This window comes from Mucilaginibacter sp. CSA2-8R, assembly GCF_038806765.1.
GTDB lineage: Bacteria > Bacteroidota > Bacteroidia > Sphingobacteriales > Sphingobacteriaceae > Mucilaginibacter.
In genome coordinates this window covers 3256913-3277892 of the sequence record NZ_CP152389.1, presented here as the reverse complement: position 1 = coordinate 3277892, position 20980 = coordinate 3256913, and the positions used below count along the sequence as shown (strand labels likewise).

Below are 20980 nucleotides of genomic sequence, written 5' to 3'. Positions count from 1 at the left end.
TTTATGAAAACAAGATATAAGATTTTATCCGTGGTGATGCTGGCGCTGGCATCATCGTGTAAGCTGGACCAGGTTAACCCCAACGCGGCCGCCAGCGAGCAGGTGCTTAACAGCCGCGACGGTATTGTTGCCCTGAGCATTGGTTTGCGCCAATACTACTCTACCAGCGGCCTGAGCGCCGTAATTTTAGCTCCGAGTGCTACCACCCGCGAAATGAAGGGCTTTGCCACCTTTACCACTGTGTTAGAACTGGAAGCCGGCGGTACGGCCCTGCCAACGGCCAATGCAGGTGTGCTCAATTACTGGTCGGCCATGCAGCGCGAAATGACCATGTGCGAAAACGTAATTGCCAACGCCCCGCAAATCAGCTCGATAGAACCGGCGCTGTTAAGCGGCATCATGGGGCAAGCCTACTTGTTTAAAGCCATGGCACTGGCCGAGTTAGCGATGGCTTTTCAACAGGCTAACCTAAGCACCAGCACCGCTGCACCGGTAAGCTTTACCCCGCGGGCCCAGGTTTTTGCCGAGGCCATCCGCCTGCTCGATTTAGGCGTGGCTGCGGTAAAGGCCAATGCGCCCAATGCTACATTTGGTTCTGCCATTGCCGGGCCCGATTTTGACCTGGTGAACAGTTTATATGCCATGGAAGCCCGTATCAACTTAATGGCCGGTAACTATCAAAAAGCGCTGGATAACGCCAACCTGGTTGATCTTACTAAAACATCAAGGTTTACCTACACTACGCAAAGCCCTAACCCGCTGTATACGCTGTTTAACGTAACCAAATCTTACGTACCGCGCGACAATTTTGGTTTGCCTGCCAGCTTATATTATACTGGCGACCAGCGCTATAATTTTTATTTTAACGGTATTAAAACCACCATTGGCGGCGAGGTTACGGTGGGCCTTACCGGCTTTGCCGCTACTCAAACCAGTGCCATCCCGGTGTACCTGACCGACGAGATTAAGCTGATTAAAGCCGAGGCTATACTGCGTTTAAATGGTTCGTTGACCGATGCGCTGGCACAGATAAATGCTGTGCGCACCCAAACCACCGGCGATCTGTTTGGCGTAAATGCAGGCTTGCCAGCCTATAGCGGACCGGTAACCAACGCCGATTTATTGCTGGAGGTTTACAAACAGCGTTGCACCGAGCTGTACCTGAGTGGCTTAAAGTGGGAAGATACCCGCCGCTTTAACCGCCCGGCACCGCCAACTGACCTAAGCGAACGCAACCGCATCTTTTACCCTTATCCCGATCAGGAACGTTTGAATAATCCAAACACTCCTTCAGATCCGGCGATATAAAAAAGACGAGATAAAGGAGAAGGGTTTATACTCTTCTCCTTTTAATTTTATGATAATGAAAAGATTTTTTCTGATAATACTTTGCCTGTTTACCGGCTTCGCCCATGCGCAAAACCATGCGCTTAACCTAAAGCAGTTAAACAATATTAAAGAAGCACAAAAAACGCTGGTAGTGCTTAACAATGCAGAAGCAGTGTTGCCGTTAATTACGCTAAACGATTTAAACATTGCCAGTGTACATATCGATTTTCCGAATCGGGCAATGTTCGATAGTCTGGCCAATAAATACTGGAAAGTAACGGCATTTAATGCTGATAAGGTAAGTACGGCCACAGCTTTCAATAACCTGCATGACAAATTGAAGCTTTATAACCTGGTGATGATTACCTTATCAGAAAACACCACGTTTGGTGAGCCGCTCGTGAGTTTTGTAAAAGACATGGAGCGCATTACCCGTGTTGTGGTAGTGCTGTCGGGATCGGGCAAAAATTTAAAATACCTGGATGGCATCAGGTCGCCGGTACTTTGGTACCCGGGCGATACGCCTGAAGGTGCCTCTTTAGCAGCACAGGCTGTTTTTGGCGGCGCTACGGTGTCTGGCAAGCTCACTGATAACTTTAGCACGAGCTATACCAAGGGCATCGGTACTACTATAACCAAAACCCGCTTAGGTTATACTTTACCCGAGGCTACCGGCGTAAACACCGACCGGTTTAAAAAGGTGGACTCTATTGTAGCCGCAGGTATTGCTACGCACTCGGCACCGGCAGTGGTGATACTGGTGGCTAAAGACGGGGAGGTTATTTTTAGCAAAGCTTATGGTAAACATACCTATAACGGCAACCAGGCAACACAACTCACCGATATTTTTGATATGGCATCCATTACCAAGGTTACGGCTACTACACCGTCCATCATGCACCTGTACGAGCAGCGGTTGTTAGGGTTGGATTCGCCCATTAGCCGGTATGTGGCGCGCCTGCGCACTATACCCGATAAGCGCGATGTTACCATCCGCGAAGCGTTGTTGCACGAAGCCGGTTTCACACCTTATATCAAGTTTTACGAAAAATTAAAGCCGTCAGACATGAGCACCGATTCGTCGGCCGCTTATCCTACCAAGGTAGCCGACCATTACTACCTGCGGGCCAATTATTTTAACGAGGTGATGTGGCCGGTAACGCTGGCCTCCAGCGGTAACACCCGCGGTAAATATGTGTACAGCGACATCAGTATGTATATGATGAAAGAAGTTTTTGAAACCATTAGTCATCAAAAACTAAACGAATATGTGCTGAACAACCTGTACCTACCCTTGGGCATGCAGGCCACCGGCTACCTGCCGCGCAACCGCTTTAACCGCAACCGTATTGTGCCTACTACCGAAAACGATAACTGGATGCGCAATATGCTGGTACAAGGCTATGTGAACGACCCGGGCGCTGCCATGGCCGGTGGGGTAGAGGGCCATGCCGGTTTATTTGCCAATGCTAACGATTTGGCCATTTACTACCAGATGCTGCTTAATAATGGTACTTATGGCGGCAAGCAATACTTTGACAGCACCACCGTAAAATTGTTCACCTCGCGGCAGTCTAAAACCTCATGGCGTGGTTTAGGGTTCGACCGTGCTCAAAAAACGTCGGCCGCAGATAAACGCTCTGAACTGGCCTTTGGCCACAGCGGTTATACCGGCACTTATGTATGGGTTGACCCGGCCTACAACCTGGTTTACATCTGCCTTACCAACCGTGTTTACCCGGATGATGGCAAAACCTATGGCCCTGCCAAAGTAAACATCCGGCCTATGGTGCTTAATGCTATTTATGATGCCATAACCGCTGATAGGAAGAATTGATGCCGAAGGCCCTCAACCTATCGGCATAAAAAAAAGCACGTCGCTGCTCCAAATTGGGCAGTGACGTGCTTTAAAACAACTTAAAGAATGCTAATCGTTATATCAGGTTTACGCTGCGGTTAACAAACTCGGTAAGTTCGCTGCCGGTAAGCAAGCCTTGCGAAAGTAGTGCTAAATCAAAAGCTTGTTTAGCTAACTGACCTTGTGTAGCTTCGTCATCGCTTTCTAAAATGCGGCTCACCAATTTGTGGTTGCCGTTTACTACTACTTTATAGTTGTCGGGCAGGTTACCGTAAAAGCCCATGCCGCCACCCATTTGGGCCATGTCTTTCATGCGGCGCATAAACTCATCCATGGTTACAGTTACCGGTAACTCGTCAGGGTTTAAGCTTTCCAGCTCTACCTTAAAGCCCGGTTTGGTGATGGCTTTTTCAAAAATGTTTTTCACCTGGGTTTCCTGGTCGGCGGTTAATACGGTGGCTGGGGCGTCGTCTTTCTTAATCAGTTTGTCGGCAACGTCGGCGTCAACACGTTTTAACGATGTTTTCTCCAGTTTTTGCTCTAACTGACCCACAAAGTGGTTATCTATAGGTGAGTTCATCACCAGCACATCATAACCTTTTTTAGTGGCCGACTGGATAAACGAGTCTTGTTTTAAAGGCTCGTTGGTGTACAGGTATACCAGTTGTCCGTCTTTGTCGGTTTGTACCGGGGCAACTTTCTCTTTATACTCGTTCAGGGTAAAGTTTTCTTTGTTGGTGTTGCTTAACAACACAAAGTCCTTGGCTTTGTCCTGAAACTTGTCATCGCTGATGTAGCCATATTTTACAAACAGGCCAATGTCGCTCCATTTTTCTTCGTAAGCCTTGCGGTCGGCTTTAAACAGTTCGCTAAGTTTATCAGCCACCTTTTTGGTAATATAGGTGTTGATTTTTTTAACGTTGCTGTCGGCCTGTAAAAAGCTGCGCGATACGTTCAGCGGAATATCAGGTGAGTCAATCACCCCATGCAGCAGCATTAAAAATTCCGGAACAATATCTTTTACCTCGTCGGTAATAAACACCTGGCGCGAGAACAATTTAATTTTATTTCGCTGAAACTCGAAGTCGTTTTTAACCTTAGGGAAGTACAATACACCAGTCAGGTTAAACGGATAATCTACATTCAGGTGAATCCAGAACAGTGGGTCTTCCGAGAACGGATAAAGTTCTTTGTAAAAGGCCAGGTAATCCTCGTCTTTTAATTCAGAAGGGGCCTTGGTCCAGATGGGGTTGGTTTCGTTGATGATGTTATCACTTTCAACGCTGGTATATTTAGGTTTACCTTCTTCGTCTTCGCCATCAGGTTCCTGCTCTGTTTTGGTGCCAAATTTAATAGGTACCGGTAAAAACTTAGCGTATTTATCAAGGATCTCCTGCAGCTTAGCCTTGTTTACAAACTCTTCCGACTCTTTATTAACATGTAAAATTACATCAGTACCGCGGGTAGTGCGGCTGCCTTCGGTAATTTCAAACTCGGTGCTGCCATCGCAAATCCAGCGGGCCGGCTCGGCACCATCCTGGTAAGACAGGGTTTGGATTTCTACCTTATCGGCCACCATAAAGGCCGAGTAAAAACCTAAACCAAAGCGGCCAATGATCTCGTTCGCATCTTTAGCCTCTTTAAATTTCTCCATAAACTCGGTAGCACCCGAGAAAGCAATCTGGTTGATGTATTTTTTTATTTCATCAGCCGTCATACCCAAACCATTATCTGATATCGTGATGGTTTTGGCAGCCTCATCAAACGCTACCTCAACCTGCAACTGGCCCAACTCGCCGTTGTACTGGCCAAGTGATGATAAACGTTTAATTTTTTGAGTAGCATCTACGGCGTTCGAAACCAGCTCGCGTAAAAATATCTCGTTATCAGAGTAAAGGAATTTCTTAATAATCGGAAAAATGTTTTCGGTGTGAATCGAAATCGTGCCTTTTTCTTGCATATGCTTATTTTTTTAGATGTGATAGTCTTTTTACTCCCGCTTTGTATCAATGCCTGTACCAATGGGTGGTTGGTTGTCAAATTGTCAGGCCGCCTAAGGCCGAGCCTCCCAGCCCCCAAAAGGAGGAGTTGAAACAATTAGCTGCATCTGTAAGCTTAAAAACGAGCAAATACTACTGCAATAAAAGATGGAGCTATCAATTTACATTATTACTCCATTTCTTTTGAGTTGATTGTATACACTGAGAGGTAACCTTTTGACAGGCGCAAAAAAAAAGCAAGAAATAATTACACAATGTGTAAACTATATCTAATTTAGTAGTCGTAACTACTATTTACAAAATTAAATGTCAAATCCAACACAACTCAGCTTTGTTTCGCTTCAGGTTAGTAATCTCGAAGCATCCGGAAAATTTTATACAGAAATTTTAGACTTTAAACCGGTGCCGAAAACGCCACCCGACGCCATTGTTTTTGAGCAAAAGAATGGGGCGGCTTTCGCCATCCGTAAACCGATGATTGAGCTTACCAAAGCTAATTTGCTGGGGTGGGGCGTAGCCGTTTGGTTTAGTGTGGGTAATCTGGACAGCTTTTTAACAAAAAACCGCGAAAAGATATCCATAGTAAAAGATATTCACCCAACACCGTTTGGCAGAATTTTGGTTATTGCAGATCCTGATGGCTACGCTATAACTTTGCAGGAAACCAAAGAAGATTAACAAAAGTGAGTTAGCCATTTTGGCTGCCCTTACTGTTTTACCGCAAGTATAGTAAACAACAGCAAGTGATACAGCGATTAACAACGGAAATGACCGCGGTGCTTTTATTTTGTAAATTGTTTTTAAGAACTTAAATACTCACAAATCATCAAGCATATAAAAATGATGGATAATCAACGTCCGGTATTTACTTATACCCAGCCTGAAGAAAATAGCGGATACCTGCTTTGGCAGGTAACCATGCAATGGCAGTTGAGCATGAACCGCGCCTTAGGCAAATTTGGGCTCACCCTAACGCAGTTTTCTTTAATGGCAGGCTTGTACTGGTTAAATCAAAAACAGCAAGCGGTTACCCAACAGCAACTGGCAGATTATGCTAATACCGACAAAATGATGACCTCGAAAGTGTTGATGGTTTTAGAAAAAAAGCAGCTGTTGGAGCGGGTTAAAGATCCGGACGATAGCCGTGCCAAGCAATTAAAAATTACCAGTAAAGGCACAGATTTGCTGCGGGACGCCTATGTAATAGTTAATAAGGTAGATGATGACTTTTTTAAAAATGTGGTTCAGGACAAACCGGTATTTGATAATTTACTATTGAGGCTGATTAAATAGCTGCACAAAAAATTTGGGCTGGTGTGCAGCCCGTTGCACTAAGCAATTATGCGTAAGATTTTTCAGAAAGAAATATCACCGAAATCCTCCCCTTAAGGGAGGATTTTTTATTTGAAGGCATTGCCGTTATTCGCTGATCTGCCGGAATATAATGCAACAAAAAACTCCTGTGTTAATAATTCATCATTTAAACGCTTGCTGCACACATCAGAAATTCTACATCACTTAGCAAATATGAATGCTAACAAAGATTACCGCAGTTGAAAATGGATCAAGTGCTGATTAATAAGTAATTGCGCAAGTATCATTGTTCGATAATCAACTCTCAAAAAAATAAAATATAATATTTGGAAATAACATTTTGCTGTTTACATTTGTAGTGTACTATATAACTAATACACTATAATGGTTAGCATATCACAATTGTCTTTTGGTTACGGCAAGCAAGTGCTTTTCGAAAACCTGAACCTAAACCTACTGCCAGGCCATATTTATGGCTTGCTGGGTAAAAACGGGGCCGGAAAATCAACCCTGTTAAAAAACATTGCCGGTTTGGTATTTCCGCAGGAGGGGAGCTGCACGGTAAACGGTTGGGTAGCCGGCAAGCGGCAGCCTGCCTTTTTGCAGGAATTGTTTTTTGTGCCTGAAGAAGTTTATTTGCCTGCAGTTACAACTGTCCAGTTTTTAAAGGCTACCGCCCATTTTTATCCCAGGTTTGATACCGAACAATTTAACGCCATGCTGGCCGAGTTTGATGTGCAACCCAACGAGGTGCTCACCCGGCTATCTTACGGTCAGCAAAAAAAAGTGATGATAGCATTTGGGCTGGCCACCAACACCTCGCTGCTTATTATGGATGAGCCTACCAACGGACTGGATATTCCGTCTAAAACCCAGTTTCGTAAAATTATGGCCTCAGCCCTTACCGATGAGCGTTGCTTTATTATATCCACCCACCAAGTGCGCGATTTAAATAACTTGATTGATACTTTACTGGTACTGCATAACCGGCAAATTGTGGTAGCTAAAGAGCTGGATGAGATTGCCGACCGAGTGTCGTTTGTTACCCTGCCTGCCGGCAGCACCGATTATTTATATGCCGAAGAGGGCATGGCCGGACTTAACGCTATGGTACCCAATACTACCGGCACTTACAGCAAGGTAGATATGGAGTTGCTTTTTAATGCCATTATCAGCAATAACCAAGAATTGATTAACTTATTAAAATAACCTGAACCTTATGAACAATACTTTTGAACCGGGCCGCTTTGCGCGGTTATATCAAAAACACACCGTTGAGCATTTAAAAACTTACCTGCTGTCTATAGCAGTACTAGCCGGGCTGTTACTGGTTTGCCTGGGCTTTTTTTGGAACATCAACAAGGGCGCTTTGTCCCTAAGAGCGCAAGCCAACGTTTTTGTTTTCTTTTATTTAGTATGCGGTGCCATTTTTACCAGTTTAAGCTTTACCTACCTGAGCGAAAAAAAGCAGGCCATACCCGTGTTAACGCTGCCGGTATCACATTTTGAAAAGTACCTGGTATCGTGGATTTACACCTTTGTCGTTTATCAACTGGTGTTTATAGGTGTATTCTTTTTGGTTGATGGTTTTTTGTTTTCTATAGGTGCGCCCTATCAAAAAGACGACAACGAGATGATCAACATTTTTGCTATTGACCAGAAAATTTATGTAGCCATTATTGTGTACATATTGCTGCACGCTGCTGCATTTTGGGGTGCCGTTTATTTCCAAAAGCTTCATTTTATAAAAACCAGTTTTGTGGTGTTTGCCTGTGCATTTTTGTTAACGGTGCTTAACAATATAATGCTCCGTAGTTTAATTAAGCCCGATGCACGGGGAGCAATACCGTTTTTGGGTACCTCATTTACAGAGCATGGTCATTACTACAACATTGGTGTAACAGGCGTGGGCTACGCTATTAGTACAGCCGTGGTGTTAGTAGCAATAGCAATTTTGTTGTGGACTACGGCCTATTTTAAACTTAAGGAAAAGGAGGTTTAAAGCTCTATGAATTTTAACGACAGAGAAGCCATATACCTGCAGATAGCAGCGTACGTGAGCGACCATATATCGCTGGGAAAATGGTTGCCCGAGCAAAAAATACCATCAGTGCGCGACTTGGCAGTTGAGCTGCAGGTAAACCCCAACACCGTAATGCGCACCTACGAGTACCTGCAAAATCAGGGCGTTGTATTTAATAAACGCGGCTTAGGGCTATTTGTAACAGCCGATGCCCTTGAAAAAATTAAAGTGCAGCGCAAGGAACGCTTTATGCAGCAAGAACTGCCCGACTTTTTCAGGAGCTTATACCTGCTCGATATTTCGCTCGACGAGGTACAGCAGCAGTATCAACAATTTATCAATCAAAACTTTCCTAAATAACCTGTATCATGAAAACAAGTAATAAACTTTTACTGGCTGTAGGCCTCATCATCCTGGCCTGTTTGGTGGGCTACAACTTTGCACTAAAAAAAGTATACACCCAGGGCGAGTTCAGAAGTCCGTATTACGGCATGCATAAGCTCAACCTTAGCAACTTTAAAATAGTAAATAACCAGGCGGCAGATTTTATGGGAATACAAATAAAACATGATGCTAAGTATCAGGTTTGGGTACGGCCCGACGTAGAAGATATGCTTAAAATTACCAGCGATGGCCGTACACTAAGCATCAAGAAATCAACGTTGCCAAAGCGAGACTATTATTACGATAATTCTATCATTATTACCTGCCCCGATATAGATAGTGTGGTAGCCGGTGGCCCGGCCGTAAAAGGTACTCAGGAAGCTATTGATAATTACGACCCGTACATTCGCACTAAAATTACGGGATTTGTGCAACCTCATTTAGGTGTAAGGGCTAATTTTCGCACCCTTATTTTGCTCGATAACAATAAGCTTAACCGGTTAAATACACTTTTGGGTGATGATAAAGCAGGCCGGGGCTTACTAACCATTACCGATAATAACAAAATAGGGTTAGCTGATTTAAATGTTAAAGGCAAAAGTGTGTTAACGTTGTACGGCCAAAGCGTAGCCAAAAGCATTAACCACATCTCAGACAGTGCATCGCTGATGCTGCACGCTGCACCTGTTAAACTTTTTGTACAGCCTTAACATTAAAGCCATGTATCGAGAAATTATCAGGCTTATTAAAATTTTAGGAGGAGGCAGGTTTTACTAACTGGCTTAAGTGGCACTGCCGGGGGGCTCCGGCCGTGCCACCTAAGCTAATTGTATGCCTCAACTAAACTTTTTACTATTTATACAGTACATATACAACCAAACTAATCAAAAGCTCCACCTTCAGTAGGCGGAGGGCAAAAAAAATCGAGCATAAACTGTAAGTTATCATCGGACAGCATGGCATCCACCATGTGCAGCGCGTCTTGGTTAACGGCCGCAGTACGCGTAAGCATGCTGTGCTCGTAAGCAGCGATGGCTTGTTGCAAGCTGTGGTGTGACTGCAAACACAGCGCATCACATAACTCCACGGCATCTAACATAGCCTGGTTAACGCCATCGCCGGATGGGGGTGTTTGGTGCGCGGCATCGCCCAGTAAAGTAATGTTGGTTTGGCTTTGCCAGGCTTGGTTTAGCGGAAAATAATATTGCGGGCGATGCACAAAGTACGAATCATCGGTTTCAAAAATCTCATGCCAGATAGCGCTCCAGTCGGCAAAGCGGGTTTTAAACCAGGCAAACACTTCGTCTTTATGATTAAAGTTGATACCCGGCGATTGTGCCCAGCTTTCGGGTTCGCGGGTGATGGTGTAAAATGATAGCGAGCCTTCGGCTTTGGCACTCAGCACCAGAGTTTTACCGGCCCAGTGGGCAAATATTTTACCACCATTAGTAAGCTGCCATAATTGTGGGGCATTTACAGCTGCGTTGTAAATGTTGCCTTCCACAATAGTAATGCCCGAGTAAATGCGCGTTATAGGGGTTACATACGGGCGTACCTTGGTGTTGGCCCCATCGGCCGCCACCACCAGATCAGCATAAGTATCGGTGCCGTTTTTAAAATGCAAGGTCCAGCCTTGGCCATTGGTGGTTAGGCCGGTAAACTGCGCACCCCACACAATGGTGTCTGCCTGTAGCGATGCAATGAGCAGGTCGCGTAGCGGGCCGCGGTCAATTTCCGGTCGTGCATCAGGGCTTTCAAGGTCCGTACCGGGTGGCTGGTCACGTTCGGTATATCTGATTACGGCGTTGTTGTCAACCAAGGTTATCCGTTCGGCACCTGGACGGTAGCTTTGCTTAAACTGGTCCATTAGTCCGGCTAACCGTATGGCTTTTAACCCCGACTCGTAATGCAGATCTAACGTGGATCCCTGCTGGCGGTAAGATGGGTCGGCATCGCGCTCATATACCTTTACGCTAACGCCTTGTTGCTGTAATAGCCGGGCCAGGGTCAAGCCACCCGGACCGCCGCCTATGATGGCCACTTGTTTACCTGTCAGCAAATTATTTGTAATCATAACCTTATCTATTTGGTGTCAGCAAAATTCTGCATACTTTTAGATGTAAAATAGCCGCTGTTAATCAAAAAATAGTCGTGAATGAAAATTGCAGTTACAGATACGGGTAGCGGCATAGCGTACGCTTTTGCCAAAGCCATTGGCGCTCACGTAAAAGGCCGGTTTATCTATATTCCCGAAAGCAAAGGCGCCGGTTACCTCACCGGTTTTGCCTGGGGGCGCGAACTGAGGATGATGATTCGCAACTATCATTTGCACCAGGATATTACTGTAGAGCGCACCAACGAGTTTGCCGAGGTGCAGGAGGATATCATTTTTATGCTCAGCGGCGTTTTACCATCGCCTGCTGATCCGGTCGGCAAACTGGTGCCCGAGCAAGCCAACCTGCTCATTTGCCGCCATGCGGCATCAGCTGTTATGGCTATGCCTTCGCATACCGCTTTTGGCAGCATAACCATTGCGGTATCCATGCCATATCTGCAACAGTTGTTTGGGCATATCCAACACCCGGTTGTAAAGGCGGTGCTGCAGGCCGGCGAAAATTTTGTGATCGAGAGCGGCATATCAACTGCAATAATTAACAGTGCCGGTGACATGCTGCAAAACCATCTGCCCGAAGCACTTGAAAATACCTATCACAAACTCAAATGCCAGGAACTGCTGCATCACATTTTTAGCTTAATAATGCAGCGCGACTACGTACCTGCAGGCAACATGCATATAGCGGATATAAAAGCCATTTATGCAGTTAAGGCAGATTTGCAAGCCAACCCCGGTATACCGCCCCAGATTGCCACCCTGGCACTCAGGGCACACATGAGCGAACCTAAATTGCGCAAACTGTTTAAGCAAACTTTTGGCAGGGGTGTGTTTGAGTATTACCAATGGGCGCGTATGCAGCAAGCGGCACAATTGCTGCGCAGCGGGCGTTTAACCGTAGCCGCGGTTGGCTACCAGTTAGGGTTTACCAACCTGAGCCACTTTGCCAGGGTTTTTGAGCAGCACTGGGGCATAAAACCTAAGCGTTATGCAGTAACCGTTAACAGCATTTCGGGCAATGTTAACTCCCTGCAGTAAACCGCCAAATAATGGCCTAATAGTACTCCAAATAGCTCTTTTGCATACGGTGCAACATACATCGCATGCATTATTTTATATATTTACATCTTTATTAATTCTCTTTTTTGGATACAATGTCAAACCTGCCGCCCGGCAGTATCATGCTTCAAATACTTGCGCAAGCGCGGGAGGGTACGGTGGTATTTACCAGCAGGCAACTGCACATCGGCTTTATTAATGAGGCCATGCTGCGCCTCTGGCACAAAGACGACAGCATTAAGAATAAACCCCTGGCGGAGGCAGCTCCCGAGTTTGCAGAATTTTTACCGATACTGGACCGGGTATGGCAAAATGCCGAAGTATATACCGCAACCGATACACTCACCAACATCAACAATAATGGTGTATTAACACCTACCTACTTTGATTTTGAGTACCGGCCCGTGCTTGATGACAATGGCCAGACTTATGCTATTATTAACACGGCATCAGATGTTACCGAGAGGGTAAAAGCCTGGCAGCAGGTACACATCAAAGAAGAGCAGGCTGAAGCGCTTAATGAGGAGTTGACTTCGGCCAATGAGGAACTACTCTCCATAAACGAAGAGTACCAGGCCACCAATGAGGAGTTAACCGAAACCCAGCAGCATTTACAATACCTGTACGACCAGCTGGCCCAGAGTGAAACGCTGTTTCGTAATATCTTTGAGCAATCGCCGCTGGGCCTGGCCTGGTTTACCGGCAGCGATATGGTTATTGCACAGGTAAACGCCCCAATTCTTAAAATATGGGGCCGCACCGCCCGCGAGTTGCTGGGCAAGCCGCACCGCCAGGCCCGCCCCGAAATGGAAGGCCAGGACATTTTTGAGCAGCTGGAAAAAGTTTACCAGACCGGACAGGTCATCAACAATAACGAAATTAGAGTTAAAGTGAAGGATGGCAACGGTTTGCGCGAGGCTTATCTCAACTCTGTTTACACACCGGTAAAAGATGGCGACGGTAATATTACCGGCGTATTGGTGATACTGAACGAAGTAACCGAAAAACTGCTGGAACGCCGCCGGCGCGAAATGGTTGAGGAGCAGTTCAGGCTTACGGTACAATCGGCCGATATGGGTTCATGGTATGTAGATACCCTTAGCCGTAAGCTGACAGCTACCGAGCGGGTTAAAGAGCTGTTTGGCTTTTATGCTGACGACGAAATGACGCTTGATGAAAGCATCGCTCAAATCAGGGAAGATTATCGTGATAATGTTGTAGAAATATTTAATGCCGCTATGATAAGCGGCGATAAATACGATGTGGAGTTTCCAATTATGGGTTACCGCGATAGCAAACTGCGCTGGGTACGGGCCTTTGGCAAACTTTACCCGGCCGAAATGGGCGATGCACCGCAGTTTTCGGGCTTGCTGATGGAGATTACCGAAAGTAAGGAAGACGAGGCTCGCAAAAATGATTTTGTGGCCATGGTAAGCCACGAGCTTAAAACGCCGCTCACCTCGGCCAAGGCCTTTGTGCAGATGCTGGCCCAAAAGGCGCTTAAAAACGGTGATGCTTTTACCGAAGGCAGTTTGCATAAGGTAGACCGGCAAATCGAAAAAATGCAGACCCTCATCAAAGGCTTTTTAGATCTTGCCCGTATGGAATCCGGTAAAATTAATCTCGACCGGCAGCACTTCATCATGGCCGACCTGGTGCAGGAGTGTGTGGAAGAGAATCGTCTGTTTTCGCAAAAACACCAGATTTTGATACGGCCATGCGGGCCGGTACAGGTGTATGCCGACCGTGATAAGATTGGGCAGGTGATTAACAATTTTTTAAGTAACGCTGTAAAATACTCGCCCAACGGCAAGCAAATTACCGTAAGCTGTTTTACAACCGATGCCAGCCAGGTGCAAGTAAACGTAATCGACGAAGGTTTGGGCATCAGCCCGCAAGATACAGCCCGCCTGTTCGACCGTTTTTACCGGGTAGAAAGCAAAAACACTAAAACTATTTCGGGCTTTGGCATAGGGCTATACCTTTGTGCCGAAATTGTGCGCCGCCATGGCGGCGAGGTAGGGGTGGATAGCGAAATAGGAGTGGGATCTACCTTTTATTTTAGATTACCGTTAGCCTAAGGGGATGGTTAATTTCGGCAGTAATGACATTGCACTTTTGTAAGTTCTACCGGCTTTAAAATCAAATAATCTAATCCTTCTCTTAAAACAACGGTACTAAAGACATATTTGCACCTGCTTATTAAGCAGGTTTAGATTTATCATATCCAATACAAGTTTTTTGAACAGGCGCTGGTAGATGCTTTGGCTATAGGGGCAGCCATGTTTGTTGGTTCAAAGCATACCATTAAAACAGCTAATCAGGAGATGCTGGCCATAGGGTCTAAAAACAGTTCGGTGATAAGTATTGCATTGCCCGCGAAATTAAAGACAAGCTTTTTTTGATCTGATTATGGTTGTTTATGTTGTTTATAAAAACAGGCATTCATCCTTATTGCTGTTACGCTTGTAGAAAGGATTATGCTGACGCTGAGGATTTCACTTAAACGCTATAAGTGACTGTTATGCAGATTTCTGACCTCCAACTTTAATTTTTTGAACGACTCCAATGGTCCCTGCGCTGCAAATAGGTTAATTAACCAGGTAGGGACAGATCCACCCGGATCTATTTCTGTAGTATAGGTAACGTTGACCAGGTCGTTTTTTTGTTTTTCAATTCGCCACATGCCGGATGAATTTACAATCCGCACCTTTTTATCGCTTAACGGAATCCAGCCCGCAACACAGTTAGAGTTTATAATGGTGGTTTGATCATCAGGCTTAGTGGAGGTTATATGAACTACATAGTCTCTGTTGCTAACAGGCCACGGAACCGAAACCTCGGCATAGTAGTATAGCTCAGCAGGACTTAGTTTTTTAAGTAATTTGCAGTTTTGGGTATGGTACACCCATTTGCAGCTATTTTCTACATCCATTATAACTGAGGTCAGTTCTACAGGCGTGCACTGAAGTTTACAGGTTACCTTTAAAGATTTAAACTTGCTGTCTTTCAATATTTTTGAATAAACCTGAATATCGTCCTGATCCTTTTCAAGTTTCCAGTCCGTTTGCCCGTAAAGCGTTTCAAAACCCGTAGCTGCCGTTATAACGATTAGAACAACGAGTAATTTGATAATTGAATTTAATATTTTCAATGCGTATATGTATAGTTAATTTTTTATTCTGGGTGGTGTGTTTCTTCAATAAGCCAATTACAAAGTAGGTGCCAATAAGTGCAGGGAAAAGTAGTAAAAAAGAACGTCGGAAGAATGTGAAAATTAGAAGAATCGTTTGGCGTACTATTTTAGCAAAACGCTGCAAAAACGTTACTAAGCGACGCAATGGTAAATAGGCCTATAAAGCGTGCCTCTAAATAGGCAGCATCTTTTGGTGTACATAGGTCATTGTTGGCGCAGTAAATTAAGGGATGGCGTGTGCATCGGGGCGCACAAGCCGGAGGCTTGCGGCAGCAATTCTTTTTCTTTGTTTTCAGCTACCGCAAGCCTCTGGCTTGTGAGTTACAGGCAGTTATTTATTCTATCACCGCTACCTCAAATTCATATGTGCCGCATTGCGGTTAAAGGGGGTATGTACGCTGATGGCTACACAGCGGTTGGTCAGGCTGTCAACGTCAAAAGCGATACCGTGTTGCAGGTCGTCATATACTTTAAGCTGTTTGTATTTATCTACCGCTTTGATGCTGTAATGGGCGCTGAGGTCAGTGAGCGTAGCTCCTGCACCGATACCTTCGGCCGTTTTAAACTGCGGAGAGGTTACCCTGATTTGCTTTACCCGGCTAACGGTTTCGTCGGGCCCGCCCATATCGCGCTGGGTAAAAACGCTAACGCGGGAGTTGCTGTCGCCGTTTTTGCCCAACCAGGTCAGCAGCGCACTCCCCATGGCGCCATCAGTAAGGTTAGGCTGGCCCAGGGCAATAAGTACGCTGTCAGCATTTTCGTCAATGGTGACTTTGCCAACGCTTTTACCCGGCACAATCAGCCATTCGGCAGCGGGTTGGCGCTTGGGCGACGTTGCGGTTTTGGTTACGGCCACCGAGCTGTCAATGGTGGTAGTGCTGCTGTTTTGGGCAGCTGGTTTGGGTTTAGTGGTGCAGGCCATTACCACAACCGGGATGGCCAGTAAACGAAAAAAAGGTTTCATAAGCGGGTGTTGGCAATTACAGTGTTAAAATATCTGAACTGCTTTTTTTGTTGATGACGATGGTAAATTTTGCTGTGATAGTGCGGCAGTAGGTAGCTGGTGGGATAAGTAACATCTTCAATCGTCCTGTTTATGCAGGTGAACAGCGTGCCATTATTCAGGCTTTTACCTTGACTCATTCCAGCGAGCATATGAAGCTATTGCTTTACCACTGATAAATGGCCTAAAAGCGTTGTTTAAATAGTCTGTTTATCTTAAAAAGGTTGCTTCGTATCCTCGTCATACCGAACCCCATATACCACCACGCAAAGTACTCTCTCTATTGAACATAAACTGAAAGCAGAAATGATTTTTAAGAATTGCCCGCATTCATCACGAGCAAACTCACACCTCTATAAGCCTCAATCTCCGTCACAAAAAAACCGCCTTTAGGCTTCACAACTAAACCCAGTTCAGTGTGATGCGGCTGTAGATGGTCAACATATTCTACAGATACTATTTTGAGTAAAAGCTCTTCAGGCTGGCGGGGTATCTTTAAATAATTACCGCTGTCAACAGTCCCTTCTAATAAAGTGCCGGTCAGCACCACACCCCGCTGCTGTAAGCTAAATGTATGGTTAATTTTAAAACTCCCGCATGGTTTCATCTACAATATTTGTTTGTTTCCTCAAATGTAAGTATCCCACCATGCGCTGATCACCCTTAAAACATTTCTTTAATCCGGATGCTGTCTTCTTTAAGCTTTATTAAAGTGGACTGTGAGGCGGGGGGCGTTAGTATAATAGCCCCGGTGCAAAACGGTGTCTTTATCGCCCCGCATCCAACCTCTAATTTTTCTTCCAGATTACCTCTCCGTTACTTTCCAAAACAATCTGATCTGCCTGGGCCAAAAACGAATTTTTGAAACTTGCACTTGCCGTAAAGCTTTTGAGTTCTTCTATAATTTTGGCTGGCAATTGGTCGCGGGTCAGGTTTTGAAAGTAGGCCGGCGGCAGGTCGCAGTACATCTCCCTCGGAGTGTAATCAATGCGGGTGGATTGGAAGCCGATACCCTCTTTATAAGTGTTGACGCCGGTGAGCGATAAGGTGCAAGCGCCGGGAGCCTCAAACAGCCTGATATTATATTGGCTGATGTGCTTTTGTGGCTGGTTACCGTTGGTAATGGTTATAAGCCATTCGCTTACCGATTTAAACCCCACTTTCGTACCCTGTGCCGATGGTTGCACGTCATCCGCAGCAGCTTTAAAGGTTACCTGGTTTACCTGCTTTTGGGTGGTGCTACTAAGTAAGCTTTGGCTGTCGCTGTATGCCGGAAGGAGAATACTAAGCATAAAAAAAAGGGCACGGAACTTCATAAATAAAATCGGTTTTAGAAAATATAAATGTTATACAGTAATCATTATCAGATGTTTGCAGGAGTTGACAGAAGTAATGCAAGCATTTGCCTGCTGCCGCTGTTTATCATGTGTAAGCGACGTAAACTAAGCCTGTAGCCAAGCCTTCGCTAAAGCATACTTTTATATATTTGTTATCATTAAAAAGCGTTTCGCCGTCACGTTTATGGCGATGGTGCGTCTACCTTAAAACAGCTTTTAAATTCAAAATATTCGATGTATAAAAATAGCATATTACCCTTTTTGGTAACCACCGCTTTAGGCATTTGGGGCGGTGCAGCGTTTAGCCAGCAAAAGCTTAGCGTGCCGCGTATGGGTACACTGGCCGATAGCTTGTATAAGGCTAAACAATATGCGCCGGCTACTACTTATTATGCGGCAGTAGCCCAGCAGAGCGATTTTCCGGCTAAAAAGGTTAACGCTTACTATAACATGGCGTGCTGCTTAAGTCTGCAAAATAAACAAGATTCGGCCCTGCTTATTTTAAACAAGGCTATTACTGCGGGTTACAGCAACAAAGCACATTTGCTGGCAGATACCGATTTTGATGTTTTGCATAACCTGCCGGGTTGGACGGCCGCCGTAAACGACGTTAAGGAAAGCAAAAAGGTAATTAACGCAGATCCGGCCAGGGCTGGTTTTATTACTACAGATATCCATCATTTTTGGGAGGCTTACGATAAAGCCATTAAAGACACCGCGCATTTTAAGCAAATTATGCGTAAGTTTTACTTTGACCGCGCCAGCCGCGGCATGAACGATTACATGGATCTGAAGGTAGGCAGCATCGACGAGTTTGTCAGCCACATCAGGTCGGCCCCTAAGTTTTACAGCGCCATCCGCAAAAACACTTTGAAGATTGATGCTTTTAAACCGGATTTTGAATCGTCTTACCGAAACTTTAAAAAGATTTATGATGATGCCCGCTTTCCGGATGTATACTTCATCATCGGCGCGTTTACCAGCGGCGGAACGGTATCTAACGCCGGTTTGTTGCTGGGCGTTAACCAGTCGGCGGCCGATAGCAAAACGCCATTAGGTGAGCTGAGCGCCCGGATGCAAACGCGCCTTAACCCGGTTAGCGGTTTACCTGCAGTGGTAGCACACGAGCTGATCCATTACCAGCAGGATGGCATGAAACAGGATACCACTACATTGAGTTACGTGATACGCGAGGGCATGGCCGATTTTATGGGCGAACTGATTAGCGGCCGTAATCCCAGCGCTAAACTGGTTACCTGGGCCACCGGCAAAGAAAAACGAATTTGGAACAAGTTTACTGCCGATATGTACCAAAACCGCTATGACAACTGGATAGCCAACTCTAAACAATCCGGCCCCGATAACCCACCCGACCAGGGGTACTGGATAGGCTACCAAATTTGCCGTGCCTACTACAACCAGGCAACAGATAAAAAGCAGGCCATTTATGATATGCTGCACATCCGCGATTACCAGGCGTTTCTAAAAACCAGTGGCTGGGAGGCTAAAGTGGCCGCGATGTAGTGGGGGGCTAGGAGTATCAGAGAAATACACATGCGTTAATTTCTGTGGTTAGCCTGACTTGGTTAGCGTAGGTTTGGTAAACTTTGTATAGTTGAGCCGTGCTATCAAATTTTTACTATCCGTCAGAAAATCTATCTTTAGCGTTATGAAAACCTTTTCACTGCTATTAGGATGCTTAGCCGCGTTAGTGCTTTTAAGTTGGCAAAATTCTTTGAATGGCATTGCTCCAACCCCGGAAATTACCTATTCAAAAACTACAGCGGCGGACACCACAGAAGATGTACGCATCGATGGCTACAAAGTAAATCCGAGAGTTTTTTTTGATACCAATAAAGTTGAAAAGAGCAGTGCCGATACGCTGGCCATTGCTACCTGTAGTCGTTTCATACATTACCCTTTCGGAAAATTTAAGAGTGCTGCAGGCTTTAAAATAATCTGCTGAAAAAATTTACTGTAGTTGATCGTACCTTAAACACCCATGGTGGAAGAGAACGTTATCACGTCTTAAAATATAAGTCAAGCAAACTAAATATTTTATTTTGACAATGATCCCGAGGTATCGGCGCATTCTGATATTATGAAAGGAGAAATCAATGATCCTGATGTTGCTTTTACTAAAGGTATTCAAGTGGGTATGAGCGAGGCAAAATTTCTCAATGTATTTTTTGAAGATTTTCCTGAGCGAAAGCGCTACAAGGTGATTAAGCTCGCATTCTGCGTGGATGCAGCTGACCACATTTACCGGTTTAGTAACAACCAGTTGCAATCTATAAGCTTACTAAACGACACCTCTTGGTTTTGTTGCGGGGGCGTGCACATCCTGCAATTCCCTGCCATGCGCTTACCCGAATTTAAGCTTTACCGGGGGATAGGGCGATAAAAAAACGTTAGTGTAAACTGACTCAAAAGTCGACATCAATTAATCAGAACAAAAATTACATTTAGGCGTGGGATTTGGATTTGGCATATTTTTCATCGTTATTTTAATACCTGCCACGGCATTACTGCTGATTATTTGGGCTATTAGCCGCAAGCGAGTCTTTGGTAAGGCACTGGGTTGCTTATGGATGTTTGTTTTTGTTTTAGGTTTCTTGTCCGTGATATTCCGCGGGCTTTTCGATAAAAAGAACCTTAATAAGAATGACTATCACGGCACATACGTCATCAACCGGAGTTATTTTGCCGGCAAACAGGCCGACTGGCAGTACAATCACTTTCGGTTTGAAATCAAGGATAATGACTCGATATATTTTTACGTAACCAATGAGGCAAAAATTCTTAAAACTTATAAAGGCACAGTGTCTACTACTACCGATTATGCGTCTGCCCGGCTAATTTTAAATATGGAGGCCAATACGCACCACATCATGCGCCAGGATCCTACTGCAATACGTGGTGCATGGAGTTTTACTTTAGCTTTTCGTTCGCCTAAGTTTAATAACGTTTACTTTAAAAAAGGAGACTGGGAGCCTATACGTTAATAATATAACACTGCAAGTCACTGTGATGCATTTTTACATCGTATTAAACACCTAAAGCAGCCATTAACATAAACAACCCTACGCCTATGTAAAGTACATAACTATTTAATTATTTAATATTCATTAAATACTGCTTAGCCAAGCTGTGCAGCCTTACATCGGCCGACGAAGTGCTGATTTGGCGCATAACCTCAAGTTTTTTACGGTTACTAAACGGCCAATACCTGGGCTCACCTTCGGCGTTTATTTTTCTTAGCAAGGCATGGCTGCGGTACATGCTAAAAACGTATGCAATAGTCATCGCTAAAAATGCTGCGGTGTAAGGGGTAAAATTCACAGGCATGGCCTTCCCGTCAAAC

At 45.0% G+C, this 20980-nt stretch carries 22 protein-coding genes; 14 read left to right on the top strand and 8 right to left on the bottom strand.

Going from position 1 to position 20980, the window contains the following annotated elements; translation table 11 throughout:
- Window positions 1-3: 3 nt before the first annotated feature.
- Window positions 4-1308: a RagB/SusD family nutrient uptake outer membrane protein gene (locus AAGR14_RS14015; RefSeq protein WP_342644850.1), complete on the top strand. Its 1305-nt coding sequence runs from the start codon at window positions 4-6 to the stop codon at window positions 1306-1308.
- A 55-nt stretch (window positions 1309-1363) separates the two neighbouring features.
- Window positions 1364-3166, top strand: a complete 1803-nt coding sequence (locus AAGR14_RS14010; RefSeq protein ID WP_342644849.1) for a serine hydrolase — start codon at window positions 1364-1366, stop codon at window positions 3164-3166.
- 97 nt (window positions 3167-3263) lie between these two features.
- Here the strand turns inward: AAGR14_RS14010 and htpG are convergent, their stop codons facing one another.
- Entirely contained in the window at window positions 3264-5147 is a 1884-nt protein-coding gene (htpG, locus tag AAGR14_RS14005; protein ID WP_342644848.1) for a molecular chaperone HtpG, read from the bottom strand.
- Between the two features lie 346 nt (window positions 5148-5493).
- Between htpG and AAGR14_RS14000 the strand changes: the two genes are divergently transcribed.
- The 6 genes from AAGR14_RS14000 to AAGR14_RS13975 all read left to right on the top strand — a co-directional run bounded on the left by AAGR14_RS14000 (window position 5494) and on the right by AAGR14_RS13975 (window position 9618).
- Window positions 5494-5865 (top strand): VOC family protein, encoded by a 372-nt coding sequence (locus AAGR14_RS14000; RefSeq protein WP_342644847.1) that lies wholly within the window; start codon window positions 5494-5496, stop codon window positions 5863-5865.
- Window positions 5866-6027: 162 nt separating this feature from the next.
- Entirely contained in the window at window positions 6028-6480 is a 453-nt protein-coding gene (locus AAGR14_RS13995) for a MarR family transcriptional regulator (RefSeq protein ID WP_342644846.1), read from the top strand.
- Window positions 6481-6885: 405 nt separating this feature from the next.
- Window positions 6886-7710: an ABC transporter ATP-binding protein gene (locus AAGR14_RS13990; RefSeq protein ID WP_342644845.1), complete on the top strand. Its 825-nt coding sequence runs from the start codon at window positions 6886-6888 to the stop codon at window positions 7708-7710.
- A gap of 10 nt (window positions 7711-7720) precedes the next feature.
- Entirely contained in the window at window positions 7721-8503 is a 783-nt protein-coding gene (locus AAGR14_RS13985; RefSeq protein WP_342644844.1) for a hypothetical protein, read from the top strand.
- A gap of 6 nt (window positions 8504-8509) precedes the next feature.
- Entirely contained in the window at window positions 8510-8884 is a 375-nt protein-coding gene (locus tag AAGR14_RS13980) for a GntR family transcriptional regulator (protein ID WP_342644843.1), read from the top strand.
- 8 nt (window positions 8885-8892) lie between these two features.
- Window positions 8893-9618: a hypothetical protein gene (locus tag AAGR14_RS13975; RefSeq protein WP_342644842.1), complete on the top strand. Its 726-nt coding sequence runs from the start codon at window positions 8893-8895 to the stop codon at window positions 9616-9618.
- A gap of 170 nt (window positions 9619-9788) precedes the next feature.
- Here the strand turns inward: AAGR14_RS13975 and AAGR14_RS13970 are convergent, their stop codons facing one another.
- The gene (locus AAGR14_RS13970; protein WP_342644841.1) at window positions 9789-10982 is read right to left on the bottom strand and encodes an NAD(P)/FAD-dependent oxidoreductase; all 1194 of its coding nucleotides are present in this window, start codon (window positions 10980-10982) and stop codon (window positions 9789-9791) included.
- Between the two features lie 81 nt (window positions 10983-11063).
- Here AAGR14_RS13970 and AAGR14_RS13965 point away from each other — a divergent pair, with 81 nt between their 5' ends.
- Together AAGR14_RS13965 and AAGR14_RS13960 are read left to right on the top strand one after the other, a co-directional pair.
- Window positions 11064-12059 (top strand): AraC family transcriptional regulator, encoded by a 996-nt coding sequence (locus tag AAGR14_RS13965; RefSeq protein ID WP_342644840.1) that lies wholly within the window; start codon window positions 11064-11066, stop codon window positions 12057-12059.
- Window positions 12060-12202: 143 nt separating this feature from the next.
- On the top strand, window positions 12203-14161 hold the full coding sequence (locus tag AAGR14_RS13960) for an ATP-binding protein (protein ID WP_342644839.1): 1959 nt from the start codon (window positions 12203-12205) through the stop codon (window positions 14159-14161).
- Window positions 14162-14589: 428 nt separating this feature from the next.
- On the opposite strand, the gene AAGR14_RS13955 is transcribed toward AAGR14_RS13960, so the two are convergent.
- The 5 genes from AAGR14_RS13955 to AAGR14_RS13935 form a co-directional block, all read right to left on the bottom strand.
- A complete protein-coding gene (locus AAGR14_RS13955; RefSeq protein ID WP_342644838.1) occupies window positions 14590-15234 on the bottom strand; it encodes an START domain-containing protein in 645 nt (214 codons plus the stop codon).
- A 391-nt stretch (window positions 15235-15625) separates the two neighbouring features.
- Window positions 15626-16240 (bottom strand): hypothetical protein, encoded by a 615-nt coding sequence (locus AAGR14_RS13950; RefSeq protein WP_342644837.1) that lies wholly within the window; start codon window positions 16238-16240, stop codon window positions 15626-15628.
- The gene (locus tag AAGR14_RS13945) at window positions 16237-16419 is read right to left on the bottom strand and encodes a hypothetical protein (protein WP_342644836.1); all 183 of its coding nucleotides are present in this window, start codon (window positions 16417-16419) and stop codon (window positions 16237-16239) included. Before AAGR14_RS13945 ends, AAGR14_RS13950 begins: the two co-directional genes overlap by 4 nt.
- A 173-nt stretch (window positions 16420-16592) precedes the next feature.
- Window positions 16593-16886, bottom strand: a complete 294-nt coding sequence (locus AAGR14_RS13940) for a hypothetical protein (RefSeq protein ID WP_342644835.1) — start codon at window positions 16884-16886, stop codon at window positions 16593-16595.
- A 181-nt stretch (window positions 16887-17067) separates the two neighbouring features.
- A complete protein-coding gene (locus AAGR14_RS13935; protein WP_342644834.1) occupies window positions 17068-17595 on the bottom strand; it encodes a hypothetical protein in 528 nt (175 codons plus the stop codon).
- A gap of 255 nt (window positions 17596-17850) precedes the next feature.
- Between AAGR14_RS13935 and AAGR14_RS13930 the strand changes: the two genes are divergently transcribed.
- From AAGR14_RS13930 to AAGR14_RS13915, 4 genes are all read left to right on the top strand, one after another.
- Window positions 17851-19140 (top strand): DUF2268 domain-containing putative Zn-dependent protease, encoded by a 1290-nt coding sequence (locus AAGR14_RS13930; protein ID WP_342644833.1) that lies wholly within the window; start codon window positions 17851-17853, stop codon window positions 19138-19140.
- 145 nt (window positions 19141-19285) lie between these two features.
- Window positions 19286-19582, top strand: coding sequence for a hypothetical protein (locus AAGR14_RS13925; RefSeq protein WP_342644832.1), 297 nt, complete (start codon window positions 19286-19288; stop codon window positions 19580-19582).
- Window positions 19583-19717: 135 nt separating this feature from the next.
- Complete coding sequence (locus AAGR14_RS13920; RefSeq protein WP_342644831.1) at window positions 19718-20020, top strand: hypothetical protein; 303 nt, start codon at window positions 19718-19720, stop codon at window positions 20018-20020.
- Between the two features lie 67 nt (window positions 20021-20087).
- Window positions 20088-20621: a hypothetical protein gene (locus tag AAGR14_RS13915; protein ID WP_342644830.1), complete on the top strand. Its 534-nt coding sequence runs from the start codon at window positions 20088-20090 to the stop codon at window positions 20619-20621.
- A 109-nt stretch (window positions 20622-20730) separates the two neighbouring features.
- Here the strand turns inward: AAGR14_RS13915 and AAGR14_RS13910 are convergent, their stop codons facing one another.
- The gene (locus tag AAGR14_RS13910; protein WP_342644829.1) at window positions 20731-20964 is read right to left on the bottom strand and encodes a hypothetical protein; all 234 of its coding nucleotides are present in this window, start codon (window positions 20962-20964) and stop codon (window positions 20731-20733) included.
- Between the last annotated feature and the right edge of the window lie 16 nt (window positions 20965-20980).